Consider the following 18021-nt stretch of genomic DNA (forward strand, 5'->3'; position numbering starts at 1 on the left):
GTAGGGTGGGTTTCCAACCCACCCCCCTCACCGCCCCGCGAGCATCGCCAACCGGATGAGCGCCCGTTCCATCAGCGCCATCTCGGGGGCCCGCTGCGCCGCCGAGCGCAGTTGCAGATCGGTGTCGGTGAGGATCGTCAGCCCCTGTTGCAGCTTCTCCGCCCCCCAGCCCTGCGCCTGCCGCAGCATCCGGTCGCGGCGCGGGCCAAAGACCGGCGGGCGCATCCGGGCGATGCCCTGCGCTGCCCCGCCGGGGTCCGAGGCCGCCGTGTAGAGCGCCCGGAAATGCCGGGTCGCCCCGATGCACAGCCCCACCGGCTGCACCCCCTGCGCCTTCAACCGCCGCAGCACCGGGCCGATCTCGCCCGACCGCCCCTCGGCCACGATGTTGAGGATGTCGTCGAGATCCGCCTCGGTCGAGGCGGGCGCGCAGGCGGCGATATCCTCCGACGAAAGCGGGCCATCCTCGCCCAGCTTGTAAAGCGCCAGCTTCTCCATCGTCTGCCGGAAATCGCCGGGGTCGAGATCGCGGGCGAGCGCCGTGAGATCGGCCATCACCGGGCCGGGAATGTCGCGCAGACCGGCCTCTCCCAGCACCCGCTCGATCTCTTCGCGCGAGGGCGGTTCGTCATAAATTCCAACGGCATAGGCATTGGGATGCGCCTCGAACGCCTTGCGGATCTTCGAGGTGGCCTTGAGTTGGCCTGCGGTGACGATGATCTGCGCATCGCCCTCCCGCCAGTCGCTCAGCGCGGCCAAAATCGCGTCGGCGGCGGTATCATTGGCGTCCTCGACAAAGGCCGCGCGCGGGCCGGGAAAGAACCCCTGCGCCTTGACCGCGTCGATCAGCCGGGCGGTGTCTTTGCGCAGGTCGCCGCCGGACATCCGGGTCAGGCGCATCTCCTCTTCGGCGTCGGGGCCAAGCAGCGCCGCGATCACCTGCTGCCGTTTCAGCGCCACCCGCATCGCGTCGGCACCATAGATCAACAGCCCCGTGCGATGCGCCTCGGGCTTGGCGAAATAACGGGCCGCATCGCGCGCGCTCAGCTTCATTGCGCCGCGTCGGGTACAGTCGCCAGCAGACGGGTCACAAGCTGATCGGCGAGGATTGTCATCAGCCGCACCTCGGCATCGCGCTCTGCGGCCTGTGTCGCCACCGGCGTGCCGGTGGCCGAAAAGGCGGTAAAGCTGTCGACCGATCCGCTGGTCACGGTCAGGCCGGTCTGCCGGTCGATCAGCGCATACTCGACCCGCCCCAGCATGTTGAACCGTGATGCGACGTTGCTGCGGTCGATGGCAATCGCCTCGGTCACAAGGCGGATCGCGGGTCGCAGTTCATAGCGTGCCGCAGGGGCCCGGCCCAGACGGCCCTCAAGCTCACGGGTCAGCAGGTAACCCGCCCGCGTCTCCGGCTCGCTCACCTCCACCTGCCCCATCAGCGCAGCCCCTGCGCCCCCCGGCGCATAGGCGGGTGCAAAGCCGCAAGCCGTCAGCAAGGCAAGCCCCGCAGCAAGCAGCAGGCGGCGGCTATACGACGACATTCACGATCCGTCCCGGCACCACGATCACCTTCTTGGGCTGACCCCCATTCAGGGCCTTTTGCACAGCTTCATGCGCGAGCGCGGCTTTTTCAACCTCGGATTTGTCCATATCCGCGGGCAGCGACAGCTCGCCCCGGCGTTTGCCGTTGATCTGGATGGGCAGGATCACGGTGTCGTCGATCAGCATGGCGGGGTCTGCCTTGGGCCAGGGCGCGGTGGCCACCAGCCCCGCGCCGCCCAGCATTGCCCAGACATCCTCGGCCAGATGCGGCGTCATCGGCGACATCAGCTGCGCCAGCGTGCGCGCGGCGGTGGTCTTGGCCGCCTGCCCCGCCTGCGATTTCGCCAGCGTGTTGGTAAAGGCGTAAAGCCGCGCGATGGCCGCGTTGAAGCCGAAACTGTCCACCCCCTTGGTCACCTCGTCGATGGTCTTGTGCATCTCGCGCAGGAGCGCCTCATCGGCTTCGGGCGCGGCCTCGACGGGGCTCTGCGCGATCTCGGACGCGATGCGCCAAACCCGGCTCAGATGCCGATGCGCCGCCTCGGCGCCCGAGGCGGTCCATTCCACGTCCCGCTCGGGCGGGCTGTCGCTCAGGACGAACCAGCGCGCGGTATCGGCCCCGTATTCCGCGATGATGGTCGAGGGATCGACCACATTCTTCTTGGATTTCGACATCTTGGCGGAGGGGATGACATCAACGCCGTAGTGAGGAAAAGAGACAAAGCTTTTTGCAATTGCTTCTCTAATGTTGCTGTCACCATTTTCCCAGCCACGTTCGGTCAACGCGGATTTCAGGACGTATACGCTCTTGTCCTCGAAAGTTACCTTTTCGACCTCCTCGGGCAAGTGATAGACCGGGCGGCCCTTGGCATCCCGCGTCTGGTAAATCTCGTGCGTCACCATGCCTTGCGTGAAGAGCGCGTCAAACGGCTCGATCGCCTTTTCCGGCAGATGCCCGCAAATCCGCATCGCCCGGGCGAAGAACCGCGAATAAAGCAGATGCAAAATCGCATGCTCGATCCCGCCGATATACTGGTCCACGTTCATCCAGTATTCCGCCTCGGCCATGTCCGTGGGCGTCGTCGCATGGGGCGCGGTGAAGCGGGCGTAATACCAGCTCGAATCCACGAAAGTATCCATCGTGTCGGTCTCGCGCCGGGCGGGCGCACCACAGGCGGGGCAGGCACAATCGCGCCATGTGGGATGCCGGTCGAGCGGGTTGCCGGGGATAGAGAAATCAATCGGCGTGCCGCCCTCGTCATAGGGCAGTTGCACCGGCAGGTTCTCTTTCTTCTCGGGCACCACGCCGCAGGCGTCGCAATGCACCACCGGAATGGGACAGCCCCAATAGCGTTGACGGCTGAGGCCCCAATCGCGCAGGCGGAACTTGGTCACGCCCTGCCCCACGCCATTCTTCTCGCAGAACTCGATCGCCGCCTCGACGCCCGCCTCGCCGGTTTGCTCTTCTTCCCCCGCCACTTCCCCCGCCACCAGTCGCGTATAGCGCACCCGCTCGGATTTGAGCGGCACGTAAGGCGCGGCCTGAATGTCGTGCTCCGCGTCAAGCGGCAGAAAGGTGTCGATGATCGGCAGGCTGTATTTGCGCGCAAAATCATGGTCACGCTGATCGTGGCCGGGGCAGCCAAAGATCGCGCCGGTCCCGTAATCCATCAGGATGAAATTGGCGATGTAGACGGGCAACTCCCAAGCGGTATCAAACGGATGGCGGCAGGTCAGGCCGGTATCAAAGCCCAGCTTCTCGGCCTTTTCAATCGCCTCGGCGGTGGTGCCGCCCTTGCGCGCCTCGGCGCAGAACGCCGCCACATCCTCGCGCTCGCGCTCCAGTTGGCGCGCCAGCGGATGATCGGGCGAAATCCCGATGAAGGACGCCCCCATCAACGTGTCGGGGCGCGTGGTGTAGACCTCCACCCGGTCATGCCCGTCGGGGCCGTCATTGAGGCCAAAGGCGAATTGCAGCCCGCGCGACTTGCCGATCCAGTTTTCCTGCATGGTCCGCACCTTGGCGGGCCAGTCGTCGAGGCCATCGAGCGCCTCCAGCAACTCCTCGGAAAAGTCCGAGATGCGGAAGAACCATTGCGTCAACTCGCGCCGCTCCACCTCCGCGCCCGAGCGCCAGCCCTTGCCGTCGATCACCTGCTCATTGGCAAGCACGGTCATGTCCACAGGGTCCCAGTTCACCACCGCGTTCTTGCGATAAACCAGCCCTTTTTCGAGGAAATCGAGGAACAGCGCCTGTTGCTGGCCGTAATATTCGGGATCACAGGTCGCGAATTCACGGCTCCAGTCGATGCTCAGTCCCAGGGGCTTCATCTGGTCGCGCATGGTGGCGATGTTGGCATAGGTCCAGTCCTTGGGGTGGCCTCCGCTCGCCATCGCGGCGTTCTCGGCGGGCATGCCGAAGGCGTCCCAGCCCATCGGGTGCAACACGTTATGCCCGGTCGCGATCTTGTAGCGTGCCACCACGTCGCCCATCGTATAGTTGCGCACGTGGCCCATGTGGATGCGCCCCGACGGATAGGGGAACATTTCCAGCACGTAATATTTCGGTCTGGCCTCATCCCGGCGGGCGCGGAAGATATCCGCCTCCTGCCATTTTTCTTGCCAGGTTTTTTCTATCTCGGCGGGCGAATAGCGCGACATGGGCCGGGCCTCTCTTGCTCTGTCAGATGTTGGAAGGGGTGATAGGCGCTTGTGTGGGCATGGTCCAGCCTCCGCTAACAAAAATGCGGGGCTTTGCGGGTCTGGTATTGCACGCGTATAAGCACCTGAGGGGCACCAGACAGGCATATCCGTGAAGATCCTTTTCATCCATCAGAATTTTCCCGGCCAGTACAAGCATCTGGCCCCGCTTCTCGCCCGGCAGGGGCATCACTGCGTGGCGCTGACGCTGCGGGTGAAGGCGGCCACCACATGGCAGGGGGTGCGCGTGGTCCCCTACACCCTGCCCAAGCGCGAGGGGCAAAAGTTGCACCCCTGGCTGGTCGATCTCGACACCAAGGTAACGCGCGGCGAGGCGTGCTATCACGCCGCGCGGCAACTGCGTGACAAAGGCTATGTGCCCGATCTCATCCTTGCGCATCCCGGCTGGGGCGAATCGCTCTTCCTGCGCGATGTCTGGCCCGAGGCGCGCATGGGGCTCTATTGCGAACTTTTCCATCTGGCTGGCTGGCCACATCTCAACTTCGATCCGGAATTCGCCAGCAAGACGCCCGAGACCGAGGCCCTGCGCATCCGGCTCAAGAACCTCAACAACCACCTGCATTTCGATCAGGGCCATGCCGGGATCAGCCCGACCCGGTTTCAGGCCGACACCTTTCCGAAACCCTTCCGCGGTCGCATCACCGTCAGCCATGACGGCATCGACACGCTCACCGCCTGCCCCCTGCGCGATGTCCGGCTAGAGGTCGAGGGCGCGGGCACCCTCACCCGCGACGACGAGGTGATCACCTTCGTCAATCGCAACCTCGAGCCTTATCGCGGCTATCATATCTTCATGCGCGCCCTGCCGCGCTTGTTGCGCGAGCGGCCAAAGGCCCGCGTGCTGATCGTCGGCGGCGACGAGGTGAGCTATGGTGCGCGCCCGCCCAAGGGACAGACCTGGAAACAGATCTTCATCGACGAGGTGCGCGGGCAGATTTCAGACGCCGACTGGGCGCGCGTGCATTTCCTTGGGCGCATCCCCTATGACCGCTTTCTGCGCCTGTTGCAGGTTAGTCGGGTGCATGTCTACCTCACCTATCCCTTCGTGCTCAGCTGGTCGCTGATGGAGGCGATGAGCTGTGGCGCAGCCATTGTCGCCGGCGATACCGCGCCGGTGCGCGAGGTGATCACCCATGACGAGACCGGGCGGCTGGTGGATTTCTTCGACGGTGCAGCACTTGTGGGCGAGGTCTGCGCGCTGCTGGAGGATGAGGCCGCGCGGCACCGTCTGGGGGTGGCAGCCCGCGACCTGATCCGCGCGCGCTACGATCTGCAAACCATCTGCCTGCCGCGTCAGGTGGCGTGGGTGAGCGAGGTGGCCGAGGCGTGAGGCGGGCACCCATCGCGGCCTTAACCGCAACTGCGTCCGGGGGATTCGGCAAGGGGACGCTTTTGGCCTTGAGTTGCCCTTGCCGTGAGCCGCGCAACGGCGGGCCGCGGTGCGGTGAGCCAACCTTAGTTTTGTAGCGCTTTATATCAGCCAAGCCCGAAAAACATCAGAGCGCAGAGCAGGTTGCAGCCAAATCGCCGCGCCGGGGGGCGGCCCGGCGATGCGCGACGGCCTTCGGCCGCGTTTCGCGCAGGGTGCTTCAATCGGATGTCCGCAACAGTCCAAACACGCCCCATCAGCCACGCTTATGTTTCGACAAATACCACCCTTACCACCACACCGATCCAGTCCCGCAAGAGTAGCTCATACTCCATCCACCGGCGCGTGATCATGCTCGCACAACTCGTGGTCGGCAAGCGAGGCCAGCACATAGCATTCGCGAGAGACGCCTGCACCGGTGCAGCCATCGGTGATCCGCGCCAACTCTGCCTCCAGCGCGCGCAACCGGCGGATTTTCTGACGGACGGCGTCAAGCTGATCCTGCGCGATGCGCGTTGCGGTCTCGCAGGACCGGTCGGGGTGGTCCTGCAATTCGATCAACCCCGAGATCGCACCGAGCGAGAATCCCAGATCGCGGGCATGACGGATGAAGCGAAGCCGCTCCAGTTCCGCCTGCCCATAGCGCCGCTGATTGCCCGCGCTGCGCAACGGCGCATCAAGCAGCCCGCGCTGCTCGTAATAGCGGATCGTAGGCACCTTGACACCGGTCCGCCGCGCAAGATCGCCAATCGAGAAAAACATCGCGCCTCCTCTTGAAGCTCTAGTCGCTAGAGAGATTACATGTCCCTCAGGCAAGATGCAAAGGAGGCTCCGGAATGGCGGGATGCTGTGACCACGATGTGCGGTTCGAGGGCGTGTCGGCGGCCTACAAGCGGCGGCTCTGGCTGGTCATCGCAATCAACGCGGCGATGTTCGCGATCGAGATGAGCGCCGGTCAGGCCGCGCAATCCCAGGCACTCAAGGCCGATGCGCTCGATTTTCTTGGCGATGCGCTGACCTACGGACTGTCGCTGGCCGTGATCGGCATGTCCCTGCGAGTGCGCGCAACGGCAGCGCTTTTCAAGGGGCTGAGCCTGATGGCGATGGGGGTCTGGGTGCTCGGTACCACGCTCTACCGCGTACTTTACATCGGCGTACCCGAGGCCGAGATCATGGGGCTGATCGGGTTTCTTGCGCTCGCGGCGAACGTGGTAAGCGTGCTCTTGCTGATGGCCTACAAGGATGGCGATGCCAATGTGCGCTCGGTCTGGCTATGTTCGCGCAATGACGCCATCGGCAACGTGGCGGTGATGCTGGCGGCCCTCGGGGTCTGGGGCAGCGGCACCGGCTGGCCCGACCTGATCGTGGCCGGGCTGATGGCCGCGCTCTTCGTCAACTCGTCGGTGCAAATCATCCGGCAATCCTTGCAAGAGCGGCGTGGCGCCGCCCTTGGGGATCAGAACCGGGCGGCCTGAATGCGCAACTGCCGCGCCCGGTTGAGAATGGCATCCTCGACCGCACGTTCGGTGGCGGCATCGACCGGCCCGCGGCGCGATTGCAGCGCCACGTTCAGCGACCGCGCATCAAGCGCCGGATCGCTGATCAGGATCGTCGCGCGATAGGCCTGACCGCCGCCCGGCGGTGTGCCATAACCCGTGCTGATCACGCCGGTAAAGGGATCAGCGGCCTCGACAGGCAGGAAGTCGAGCACCTGAAGCGACGCGGACCAGAGGAATCGGTTGACCTTGACGGTGTCCTTGGCCCCGCGAAACGCATCAAGGAGCGAGCCATCGCCGGGGGCGGGCCTGGCCTCGCGGCCGCCCTTCACACGCGTTGCCTCGGGGTCGTACCTGGCATTCTGAAACGCACTGCAGGCGCTCAGGAAAACAAGGCAAGCCGCCGATATTCCGGCCAGTTTGATACGCGAATGGGTCATGGCACCGTCCGAGATTGTTTCCACCCCTACTATCCAAGCGTGGCGACATGGGCAAGCCGTTTGCGCCGATCCGCACACTTGTGCGCGGGGGGCGCACTGTGGCATGCACTCAGCAGGTTATCCGCCGGGAGAGTCATCATGGGGCTGCAAGAGATCAAGGCGCGGCTGCGCAAAGCCGCAGAGGACGCAGGACGCGCGCCCGAAAGCATCGAACTGATCGCCGTCTCCAAGGTCCAGCCCAACGAACGGATCGAGGCGGTGCTGCGCGAAGGCCACCGCGTCTTCGGCGAGAACCGGGTGCAGGAGGCGGCCGGCAAATGGCCCGGCTTTCGCGATCACTATGACGGAATCAGGCTGCATCTGATCGGGCCATTGCAGACCAACAAGGCGCGACAGGCGATGGACCTCTTTCAGGAGATCCACACGCTGGACCGCCCGAAACTGGCCAACACACTTGCACGTCTGGCACAGGAGATCGGGGCCTGCCCTGATCTTTTCATTCAGGTCAACACCGGCGAAGAGCCGCAGAAGGCGGGCATCCTGCCTGCCGACACGGAGGCATTCGTGGCCGAATGCCGCAGGCTCGACCTGCCCCTGCGCGGTCTGATGTGCATTCCCCCTGTCGACGAAGAGCCGAGTCTGCATTTTGCCCTGCTTGCCAAGATGGCAGCGCGCAACGGGCTCGAAGGCCTGTCGATGGGGATGAGCAGCGACTTCGAACAGGCGATCGCGCTTGGTGCGACGCATGTGCGCGTCGGATCGGCCATCTTCGGAGACCGCGATTACGACTAACGCCACGCTACCGGCGAGAGGGCGTGGTGACGGTTCTGGCCTCGAGCGAACATTGACGTGAGCCGCGCATCGACGGGCCGCGGTGTGGCGATCCAACGTCAGTTTTGTAGCGCTTTATATCAGCCAAGCCCGAAAAACATCAGAGCGCAGAGCAGGTTGCAGCCAAATCGCCGTGCCGTCGGGGCGGCCCGTCGATGCGCGGCGGTCTTCGACCGCGTATCGCGCGGGTGCTTTGATCCAAGGTCCTCTCGAGGCCACCCCTCTACCCCGCACTCACCTTACAATCAGCCGTGTCTCGTAGCGGATCGCCGCCGCGACCCGGCGCAGATGATCCGGCCGCAGTCCGATACATCCCGCCGTCGGATAACCCGGCCTGCGCCAACGATGGATGAAAATGCATGATCCGCGCCCGCGCTTGGCCCTTGGCCAGTTCCAATCTGTCACGATCACCAGATCATAAAGCGGATCGGCCCGGCGCAACGCCTCGTGGCTATGCGCATAAGGCGCACGCACCATGAGGTTGTAATCCTCGTCGCCGGGATCATCCGACCACAGATCACCCGGGCGGATCGGCAGCGCCCAATCGGCCGGCCGCGTCATGCGGTCGGGCCGGTAGAGCATACCGACAATGCGATGCGCACCACGCGGCGTCGCCCCGTCGCCCTCGCGCTTGTCCGTGGCAAGACCGCCACGCCCGATCGTGCAGGGATAGCACCGCCCCTGAAACCGCAGCCCCATGGGCGTGAGCACCATGTCATGCGGGCTCATGCGACATCCCCGGACACCGATTCCCTCTCCGGCGGCTTACCGACCGCCCCGACCGGGGTGCCGACATCGGCGCAGCGCACCCGGACCACCCGCCGCCTCTCACTTTCGCACATGTTCATTCTGCCCACTCCTTCAGCGCATCTGCCCGCAAAGGTGGCAACCCCATCACCGATCGGCACCATTCATCCCCGAATTGACCATAAAATCCAGCGATTGCCTAACCTTACGTCACCTTTTTCATATGCATTTGCTGCATAGCAGCATTGCTTATCCGGGGTATTGTGCAGATGCAGAAACGCGTTATTTTAAACTCAACAAAGGCGAAACGAACCGCGACGCCTGATGAAACGAATACATCCGCAAGGATACGAACGATGCCAACCACGATCCACATGCGCCGCTCGGCTCTGCACATTCTCGGCGAGGACCTGAGTGCCGCAGTCTATGCTGCAGTGCAGCGGCTTGCCGATTATCGCATGTATCGTCGCACGCTGCGCGAACTGCAAGACCTCACCGCGCGTGACTTGTCGGATCTGGGCATGCATCGCAGCGAAATCAAGCGCGTCGCCCATGACGCGGTCTACGGCCACTGGTCGTAACAACAGAATCGGATGCATCTCTCCTCCTCCCTGATGCATCTGCTACGGTAACGGGCTTCTCTCCTCCTCCCTGAAGCTCGGGACCGGACATAGGGATCACTTGATCCCGATAGTTTGCGAAAGGCCCCCCTCCTCCTCCCTGGGGCCCGACGTACAGGAAACGGCGGCACCTCTCCTCCTCCCTGGTGCCGCCGTTTTTTGTTGTCTGACGCAAACCTTGGCCCCACCTTCCCTGCCGCTTTGCTTTGCCCGCCCGCGCGCCTAGATTGCCCGACATGCGCACCCTGCCCGCCCCCCTCGATCATTGGTTCGCCGCCCGCGGCTGGCAGCTGCACCCGCATCAGGCCGAGATGCTGGCGCGCGCCGATGACCCCGCGACGCTGCTCATTGCGCCCACCGGCGGCGGCAAGACGCTGGCGGGGTTCCTGCCGACGCTGGCCGATCTGGCGCAAGGCGATCACGCCGGGTTGCACACGCTCTATATCTCCCCCTTGAAGGCACTGGCGGCGGACATCCGGCGCAATCTCACGCGTCCGGTCGAAGAGATGGACCTCGCCATCCGGATCGAGGATCGCACCGGCGACACCTCATCGCACGCCAAACGCCGCCAACGCGCCGATCCGCCGCATATCCTGCTCACCACCCCCGAGAGCCTTGCGCTGCTGACCTCCTACGAGGACGCACCGCGCATCTTTGCCGGGCTAAAACGCGTGGTGGTGGACGAGGTGCACAGCTTAGCCGAATCGAAACGCGGCGATCAGCTGATGCTGGCACTCGCGCGATTGCAGGTGCTTTGCCCCGAGATGCGCCGCGTCGGGCTATCGGCGACGGTGGAAGACCCGCCCGCGCTTGCCCGCTTCATGGCGCATCGCGACCATCCCTGCGATATCCTGCACGCCGATCCCGGGCCCGATCCCGATATCGCCATGCTGGAGACGGCCGAGGCACCGCCGTGGTCCGGCGGCGGGGCCGCCTATGCAATCCCCGCGGTGCTCGATCAGGTGCGCCGCCACAAGACCACGCTGATCTTTCACAACACCCGCGCGCAGGCCGAGATCTTCTTTCACAACCTCTGGCTCGCCAACGAGGACGCGCTTCCAATCGGCATCCATCACGGCAGCCTTGACCGCGCGCAACGCGAGCGGGTCGAGGGCGCGATGGTGCGCGGCGAGTTGCGCGCCGTGGTCTGCACCGGCAGCCTCGATCTGGGGCTCGACTGGGGCGATGTCGATCTGGTCATTCAGGTCGGCGCACCGAAGAACGTCAAACGCCTCGTGCAGCGGATCGGGCGGGCCAATCACCGCTACAACGCGCCGTCCAAGGCGCTTCTGGTGCCCGCCAACCGGTTCGAGGTGGTGGAATGCCTCGCCGCGTTGCAGGCCGTCAAGGATCGCGACCTCGATGGCGCGCCGCGGGGGCCGGGCCCGCGTGACGTGCTGTGCCAGCATATCCTGATCCGCGCCTGTGCCGGGCCGTTTGATGCGGGTGATCTCTATGCCGAGGTCGCCTCCGCCGGGGCCTATACCACGCTCACGCGCACAGAATTCGACGACTGTCTCGATTTTTGCGCCACCGGGGGCTATGCGCTCAGGGCCTATGACCAATGGCAGCGGCTGAAGCAGCGCCCCGACGGGCTCTGGCAACTGCGCGACCCGCGCAGCCCGCGCCTCATCCGCATGAATATCGGCACGATTCAGGACACCGACACGCTCAAGGTTCGGATGCGCCGGGCGCGCGGCGGCAAGCCCCTGGGCGAGATCGAGGAAGGCTTTGCCGCCTCGCTCAACCCCGGCGACACCTTCCTGATCGGCGGTCAGATCGTGCGCTTCGAATCCCTGCGCGAAATGGTCGTCGAGGTCAGCCGCGACCCTGGGCGCACGCCAAAAATCGCCACCTTCATGGGCACCAAATTCGCCACCTCGACGCAACTCTCTGAACGCATTCTCGCGATCCTCAATCAACCCGACTGGCCCGACCTGCCCGCCCATATCCGCGACTGGCTGGAGTTGCAGCGCAGCCTTTCGGAAATGCCACAGGCGGGGCGCCTGCTGATCGAGAGCTTTCCGCATGAGGGGCGCGAGCATGTCTGCATCTACGGCTTTGCGGGCCGCAACGCGATGCAGACGCTTGGCCTGCTGGTCACCAAACGGATGGAGGAAGAGGGCCTCGCCCCCTTGGGCTTCGTCTCGACCGATTACGCGACGCTGATCTGGGGGCTGGAGCCGCTGACCGATGCCGCCCCGATCTTTGCCCGCGACGCCCTGCGCGACGGGCTCGAAAGCTGGCTGATGGGCAACGCGGTGATGAAACGCACCTTCCGCGCCTCGGCCACCATCGCGGGCCTCATTCAGCGTAACAGCCCGCAGGCGCGCAAGAATGGCCGTCAGACCACGATGTCGTCGGATATCCTCTATGACGCGCTGGTAAAATACGACCCCGGCCACCTGCTGCTGGACATCACCAAGGCCGAGGCGATGCGCGGTCTGGTCGATTTCGGCCGCATCGAGGAGATGCTGGACCGCATCAATGGCCGGATCACCCTGCGCCGCCTCAAGCGCGTCAGCCCGCTTGCGGCCCCGCTCTTCCTCGAAGCGGGGCGCACACCGGTCGAGGGCGCAGCACAAGAGCGCCTCTTGGCCGAGGAAAGCGCCCGGCTGATGGAGGCGGCAGGGCTGGCATAGATCGATCCGGCGCGATGACCGGCCTTGCCATTCTCCACGGCACAGGCCACCAATGCGGCATGGATGGCTACAGTTTTACCCTTGCGGGCGCTGCGCTTACGGCCCTGCCCTCGGGCGCGCTCTACTGGGAGGCGCGCAACCTGCTCTGCGTGTCGGACCTGCACCTTGGCAAGTCCGAGCGCCGCGCCCGTCTGGGTGAGCCGCCCCTGCCCCCCTACGAGACGCGCGATACCCTCACCCGGCTGGAAGAGGACCTGCGCCGCACCGGGGCCGCAACCGTGATCTGCCTTGGCGACAGTTTCGACGATGCCGCCGCTGCCTACGCCCTCCCCGACGCCGAAAAGCTCTGGATCGCCAAGCTGCAGGCCGGGCGTCGCTGGGTCTGGATCGAGGGCAATCACGATCCTGGCCCGGTGGATCTGGGCGGCGCGCATATGGCCGAATTGCCCAGCCCGCCGCTGGTCTTTCGCCACATCGCCCGGGCCCGGCAATCGGGCGAGATCTCAGGCCATTACCACCCCAAGGCGCGGCTTGCCCTGCGCGGTCGCAGCCTCAGCCGCCCGGCCTTCCTGATTGACAGCGACCGGGTGATTCTGCCCGCCTACGGTACCTATACCGGCGGGCTCTGGAGCGATGATCCGGCCTTTACAGGGCTGATGCGCGACGAGGCACTCGCGGTGCTCACCGGCCCGATGCTGCATGCGGTGCCGATGCCCCGCCGCTCGGCGGGCCGCTGACACCCGCCCCGCATCCGGTTGCAAGGGCCGGGGCCGCTGCCTAATGTGCGCAGGACCGCACCCCCCAAAGGACCACGCCGATGACCGACCCCCTGCCCCTCCTGCGCGCGATGTTCGAGCGCGCCGTGGCCGTGGCCGACCCGATGCAAAGCCTCGCCGCGCATCTGCCGCAACGCCCCGAGGGGCGGCTGGTGGTGATCGGCGCGGGCAAGGCCAGCGCGCGCATGGCCGAGGCGGTGGAGGCCGTCTACGGCCCCTGCGAGGGGCTGGTGATCACGCGATACGGCTACGGGCGGCCCTGCGCGGGGACCGAGATCGTCGAGGCCGCGCACCCGGTGCCCGATACGTCAGGCATGCAGGCCACTGCACGTATGCTCGATCTCGTCGCGGGGCTGGGCGAGGCGGACATGGTGCTGGCGCTGATCTCGGGTGGGGCCTCATCGCTGCTGGTACAGCCCGCAGGCGCGATGACCCTCACGGAAAAACAGGCCGTCAACGCCGCCCTGCTGGCCTCGGGCGCACCGATCGGCAAGATGAACCTGCTGCGCAAGCATCTCAGCCGGGTGAAAGGCGGGCAACTGGCCGCCGCCGCATACCCTGCCCGGATGCTGGCGCTGATGATCTCGGACGTGCCGGGCGACGACCCGGCGATGATCGGCTCCGGCCCCACCGTGGGCGAGCCCTCGACACCCGAAGACGCGCGGCAGATCGTGGCGGCTTACGGCATCGACCTGCCCGCCTCGGCGCAGGCAGTGCTGGACGCGGGGACCGGGGTGATCGCCCCGGGTGATCCACGCCTGTCAAAGGTCGATAACGTGATCTACGCCGCCCCCGCCCAATCGCTCGAGGCCGCCGCCGAAATCGCCCGCGCCGAAGGCATCGAGGTGCGCAGCCTGGGCGACGCGCTGGAAGGCGAGGCCCGTGAGGTGGCGCGCGACCACGCCACCGAGGCGCGCGCCGTTCAGGCCGCGCTCGCCCCCGATGCGGCCCCCGTGCTGCTCTTGTCCGGGGGCGAATTGACGGTGACGCGGCGCGGCGACGGCGTGGGCGGGCCCAATGCCGAATACGCGCTCGCACTGGCGCTTGCCTTGGATGGCGCACCGGGCATTCACGCCATCGCCTGCGATACCGACGGCGTCGATGGCGCGGCCGAGGTGGCCGGCGCCGTGATCCACCCGCGCACGCTCGCACGTGCTGCGGAATGCGGCGCCGACCCGCAGCGCGCCCTTGACCGGAACGACGCGCACAGCTTCTTCGCAGCCCTTGACGATCAGGTCGTTCCCGGCCCGACCCTGACCAATGTGAACGATTTTCGCGCCATCCTGATCACGCCCGCCTGACGCTGCGTCATCCCTTAGAGACAAGATTCGAGTCGCAATCGGTACACCGCTTTGCAATACTTGATCTCACGTTCAAGGGAGTTAACACATGCGACGCCGTATCCTGATCGCCGCCGCGATGTCGGCGATGTTGGCCGCGACCTCGCCCGCCACCGCCGACACCGTCCGGCTGACCGCCTCGGAAATCGAGACGCTTCTGGCTGGCAACACGATCACCGGTACATGGTCAGGCACCGGCTATCGCCAGTATTTCGATAGCGACGGCACCACCGTCTATACCTCCGAAGAGGGCCGGGTCGAGAACGGCCAGTGGCGGGTGAACGGCGAAACCAATGACTACGAAAGCTGGTGGCGCAGCACTGGCTGGACGCCCTACGCCATGGTCCGCACCGATGCGGACGGCTATGCCTGGGTCAATGGCGACCGGCTGGAGCCGTTCACCGTGCAAGCGGGACGCCAGATCGAGTGACCGGCCACCCGCCGCCCGTCACCGCAACAGCACCACCGCAATCACCGACAACGTAATCAACGCAATCCCCCAGCCTTCGCGCCGGGTGATCCGCTCACCGAAAAACAGCACCGAGGCAAAGAGCGAAAAGATCACCTCGACCTGCCCCACGGCAAACACCATCGCCGCGTTCTCCAGCGTGAAGGCGGTGAACCAGCACAGGCTTCCGGCCATGCCGGTCAGCCCCATCCAGACGGCCGTGCGCCGCGCCGCGATCACGCGCCCCACCTGCCCCGGCTCGCGCCATATCAGCCACAGTGTCAGCGCCACCGCCTGCATCATCGTGACCACCGCCAGCGACAGCCCGGCGCGCAGCAGCGGATCGGCGCTCGCGATCTCCAGCGTCGCGCCGCGATAGCCCACCGCCGAGACCGCAAAGAACGCCCCCGACGCCAGCCCCAGAAACGCCGCGCGATTGGCGAAACGCCGCCACCACCGCCCCTCCAGCACCGGCGTGTCCGACAGGATCAAAACGCCCACAAGGCCCAGCATGATCGCCCCGACCCCCCAGATGGTGATGCGGTCGCCAAGCACCACAAGCCCCACGACCGCGGTCTGCACCACCTCGGTTTTCTTGAAGGTGATCCCAACGGCGAAATTTCGCTCGGAAAACAGCGCCACGACGCACCAGGTGGCAAGGATCTGCGACAACCCGCCCGCCACGGCATAGACCCAGAAGAGCGGCGTATAGCCGGGCCAGACCGCCCCCGAAACCCAGAGATATCCGACCGCCAGCGTCACCACGAAGGGCGCCGAATAGAAGAACCGCGCCAGCGTCGCGCCCCCGGCGCTCAGCGCTCCCATGCTGAGATGCTTTTGCAGCATGAACCGCAGCGTCTGAAACGCCGCCGCCGCAACCGAGAGGATGATCCAGGCTTCCATGCCCCGTCATGCAACGGATCGCGCGTCTTGACCAGCGCTGTGCTACTCGGCCATCCGCGCGACTTGGTCCGGCCGTGGCCGCGGGCGCACCGCCGACAGCGGCTTGCAATAGCTCTGCCCTCGCAGCCACCGTTTCATATCCTCACGCTTCGCGCGGCTGTGCAGCGGCCCCCAATCGGCAGCCACCCCGCGCATGCCCTCCGAGACGACCCCGTCGCGCGGCACGGTAAACGCCATGATCCTGATCGCACAGGACAGGTTGTCGGGGCCATGCCGCAGCCCCGCACCGTCGCCCGCACGACAGCCATAGCCACGCGCCGTGGCGGGAAGGATCTGCAACAGCCCATGCCACCGCCCGCCACCACCGACAGCCCGCGCATTATACGTGCTTTCATGCTTGGCAAGCGCCGACAGAAAGCCGACCCAAAAGGCGCGCCGCCCCCGCTCTGCCGCCTGCGGATAGGCCGGGCACCACTCCGCGATATCACGCGGCACCCGCTCGACCAGCGCCGCCCCATGCGCCTTGAGCGCCGACAGCGCACTGCGCGTCCAAAGCGCGCCTTGCGGCTGATGTTCCCACCGGGTGCGCGGAATATTGCCGTCACGCGCAGCCTGCGGCGGCGGTACACTCACGGCCTGCGCCACCTCCGACAGGGCAAGGGAAGGCCAGAACACCAGACAAAAAAGGACCAGAACGCATTTCATCGGCAGAGTTTGCCGCAGGATGCGGGGTTTGGCAATCTTATCCGGCCCGCTGCGCAATTCCCCGCCATCACCAAAGGCTCGCCCTCTTTTGGTCGAAATGCAGCGGCAATCTGTTTCGGATCAAAGTTCCCGGAGACACCATGACATTCGACCCGCTTGCCCCACCGGAACCCATCTCCGACAGCGCCAAGTCGAGCCGTCCTGGCCTTGCCCGGCTGCTGGATGGTCTGACCGGTCTGTTCGGGCGCAAGCCGGAGCTGGACATCGACAGTCTGACCAAGCGCATCCTGTTGCCCGCGCTCCCCGTCACCGACGAGGAAATGGCCCGTGCCACGCATCAGGATAAAGGTCAGAAATTCGCCCGTCAGGAACAGTGGGAAGACCTGGCAGAGATCATCGAATACGCCGATTCCGCGCGTTTGCGCACGCCGGGTGGCGAGGCGGCAACCGGGCTTTTGGCCTACGGCGCACGCGCCGATGTGGTCAGCGCCGCCGAAGACGCGCTGCATGATGGCGCAGAGCCCGACGGCGACGGCATCGACGCCCTTGAGGAGATTCGCGCCGACCTGCCGGACAGTTACCCGATGGCGCTCGTGCTCGCCCTCGCCCATGTGGATATCGGCCTTGCCTGGCGCGCGACGGCGACGGAGCAGACTGCAACTCACCATGAAGCGCGCTTTCTGGAGCATTTCAAACGGGCCGAGGATCTGCTCAGCCCCTTCGACGGGTCCGATCTCGACGCGCCATCGCTCGCAGCCGCGCAATGCGCGCTTTTGGCCGCACGCCCCACGCCGCGCCTGCGCGTGGCTGATGATTACGCCACGCTGATCGATCTGGACCCCGACACGCCGCGCCACATGCGCGCCCTTGGCGAGGCACTCCTTCCAGCCCGCTACGGCGATTACGAAAGCCTTGATCTCGAGGCGCGGCGCACAGCGTCGCGCACGCAGGATGTCTGGGGGACCGGCGGCTATGCCTGGGTCTATCTCGACGCGCTCGCCCGTGATCCGGGCGCGCTCACCCGGCTCGAAGCCGAGTTTTTCACCGACGGTCTGCGCGACATCGTGGCCCGGCGGCACAATCAGCATGTGATCAACCAGCTGGCCGCGTTCTGCGGGCTGATCATGGCACCGAAGAGCGGCAAGTCCCGCCTCCCCGCCGCACAAGAGGCCACCCGCGCCCGCATCCATGGCTGTCTCGACTGGCTGCTGGAAAACCACCTGCAGGAACTGCACCCGCTGATCTGGTCGCAAACCCTGCTCAGCCCGGGCCTGACCCCGGCCCTGCCCTCGCGCCGCGCCCTCGTCGCGCGCGGGCGGCAGGCAGCCTTGCGGGTGATCGCCGAGCGCTTCGCAGAAGAGATTGCCGACGGCACCTCGATCGCCTTTTCCAGCGCGGGCATGTATCGGCTGCCTGCCCTCTGATCGCCTTGTCCGCCCCG

General features: G+C 65.7%; 17 protein-coding genes. 9 read left to right on the top strand and 8 right to left on the bottom strand.

Features of this window, described 5'->3' with window-relative positions:
- Positions 1-27: 27 nt before the first annotated feature.
- Genes holA through leuS form a run of 3 tightly spaced genes read right to left on the bottom strand, consistent with a single transcriptional unit; the run spans position 28 to position 4203 of the window.
- Positions 28-1053: a DNA polymerase III subunit delta gene (gene holA / locus RID11_RS15735; protein ID WP_350140867.1), complete on the bottom strand. Its 1026-nt coding sequence runs from the start codon at positions 1051-1053 to the stop codon at positions 28-30.
- Positions 1050-1541 (bottom strand): LPS assembly lipoprotein LptE, encoded by a 492-nt coding sequence (gene lptE, locus RID11_RS15740; protein WP_350140869.1) that lies wholly within the window; start codon positions 1539-1541, stop codon positions 1050-1052. Before lptE ends, holA begins: the two co-directional genes overlap by 4 nt.
- Entirely contained in the window at positions 1528-4203 is a 2676-nt protein-coding gene (gene leuS, locus RID11_RS15745) for a leucine--tRNA ligase (RefSeq protein ID WP_350140871.1), read from the bottom strand. The genes lptE and leuS overlap by 14 nt, the downstream gene beginning before the upstream one ends.
- A gap of 151 nt (positions 4204-4354) precedes the next feature.
- On the opposite strand from leuS, the gene RID11_RS15750 reads away from it, so the two are divergent.
- Positions 4355-5593: a glycosyltransferase gene (locus RID11_RS15750; RefSeq protein ID WP_350140873.1), complete on the top strand. Its 1239-nt coding sequence runs from the start codon at positions 4355-4357 to the stop codon at positions 5591-5593.
- 363 nt (positions 5594-5956) lie between these two features.
- Here RID11_RS15750 and RID11_RS15755 read toward each other — a convergent pair whose 3' ends face one another.
- A complete protein-coding gene (locus RID11_RS15755) occupies positions 5957-6394 on the bottom strand; it encodes a MerR family transcriptional regulator (protein WP_350140875.1) in 438 nt (145 codons plus the stop codon).
- Positions 6395-6468: 74 nt separating this feature from the next.
- Between RID11_RS15755 and RID11_RS15760 the strand changes: the two genes are divergently transcribed.
- Positions 6469-7107, top strand: a complete 639-nt coding sequence (locus RID11_RS15760) for a cation efflux transmembrane domain-containing protein (protein WP_350140877.1) — start codon at positions 6469-6471, stop codon at positions 7105-7107.
- Here RID11_RS15760 and RID11_RS15765 read toward each other — a convergent pair.
- A complete protein-coding gene (locus RID11_RS15765) occupies positions 7089-7568 on the bottom strand; it encodes a DUF3576 domain-containing protein (RefSeq protein ID WP_350140878.1) in 480 nt (159 codons plus the stop codon). The two genes, RID11_RS15760 and RID11_RS15765, sit on opposite strands and share 19 nt — an antisense overlap.
- Positions 7569-7706: 138 nt before the next feature.
- Between RID11_RS15765 and RID11_RS15770 the strand changes: the two genes are divergently transcribed.
- On the top strand, positions 7707-8360 hold the full coding sequence (locus RID11_RS15770; RefSeq protein WP_350140880.1) for a YggS family pyridoxal phosphate-dependent enzyme: 654 nt from the start codon (positions 7707-7709) through the stop codon (positions 8358-8360).
- 273 nt (positions 8361-8633) lie between these two features.
- Here the strand turns inward: RID11_RS15770 and RID11_RS15775 are convergent, their stop codons facing one another.
- The gene (locus tag RID11_RS15775; protein WP_350140882.1) at positions 8634-9128 is read right to left on the bottom strand and encodes a L,D-transpeptidase family protein; all 495 of its coding nucleotides are present in this window, start codon (positions 9126-9128) and stop codon (positions 8634-8636) included.
- Positions 9129-9502: 374 nt separating this feature from the next.
- Between RID11_RS15775 and RID11_RS15780 the strand changes: the two genes are divergently transcribed.
- From RID11_RS15780 to RID11_RS15800, 5 genes are all read left to right on the top strand, one after another.
- On the top strand, positions 9503-9727 hold the full coding sequence (locus RID11_RS15780) for a DUF1127 domain-containing protein (RefSeq protein WP_350140884.1): 225 nt from the start codon (positions 9503-9505) through the stop codon (positions 9725-9727).
- Positions 9728-10002: 275 nt separating this feature from the next.
- Entirely contained in the window at positions 10003-12408 is a 2406-nt protein-coding gene (locus tag RID11_RS15785) for a ligase-associated DNA damage response DEXH box helicase (RefSeq protein ID WP_350140886.1), read from the top strand.
- Between the two features lie 59 nt (positions 12409-12467).
- A complete protein-coding gene (pdeM, locus tag RID11_RS15790) occupies positions 12468-13145 on the top strand; it encodes a ligase-associated DNA damage response endonuclease PdeM (protein ID WP_350140888.1) in 678 nt (225 codons plus the stop codon).
- A gap of 80 nt (positions 13146-13225) precedes the next feature.
- Positions 13226-14485 carry a glycerate kinase type-2 family protein gene (locus tag RID11_RS15795; RefSeq protein ID WP_350140890.1) on the top strand — a complete coding sequence of 420 codons (1260 nt, stop codon included), beginning with the start codon at positions 13226-13228 and terminating at the stop codon, positions 14483-14485.
- Positions 14486-14573: 88 nt separating this feature from the next.
- Entirely contained in the window at positions 14574-14954 is a 381-nt protein-coding gene (locus RID11_RS15800; protein ID WP_350140892.1) for a hypothetical protein, read from the top strand.
- 18 nt (positions 14955-14972) lie between these two features.
- On the opposite strand, the gene RID11_RS15805 is transcribed toward RID11_RS15800, so the two are convergent.
- Complete coding sequence (locus tag RID11_RS15805; RefSeq protein WP_350140894.1) at positions 14973-15875, bottom strand: EamA family transporter; 903 nt, start codon at positions 15873-15875, stop codon at positions 14973-14975.
- A gap of 42 nt (positions 15876-15917) precedes the next feature.
- On the bottom strand, positions 15918-16580 hold the full coding sequence (locus tag RID11_RS15810; protein ID WP_350140896.1) for a transglycosylase SLT domain-containing protein: 663 nt from the start codon (positions 16578-16580) through the stop codon (positions 15918-15920).
- Between the two features lie 140 nt (positions 16581-16720).
- Here RID11_RS15810 and RID11_RS15815 point away from each other — a divergent pair, with 140 nt between their 5' ends.
- Positions 16721-18004, top strand: coding sequence for a hypothetical protein (locus RID11_RS15815; RefSeq protein ID WP_350140899.1), 1284 nt, complete (start codon positions 16721-16723; stop codon positions 18002-18004).
- Positions 18005-18021 lie beyond the last annotated feature (17 nt).

The sequence above is a fragment of the Roseovarius sp. genome (genome assembly GCF_040219995.1).
GTDB lineage: Bacteria > Pseudomonadota > Alphaproteobacteria > Rhodobacterales > Rhodobacteraceae > Roseovarius.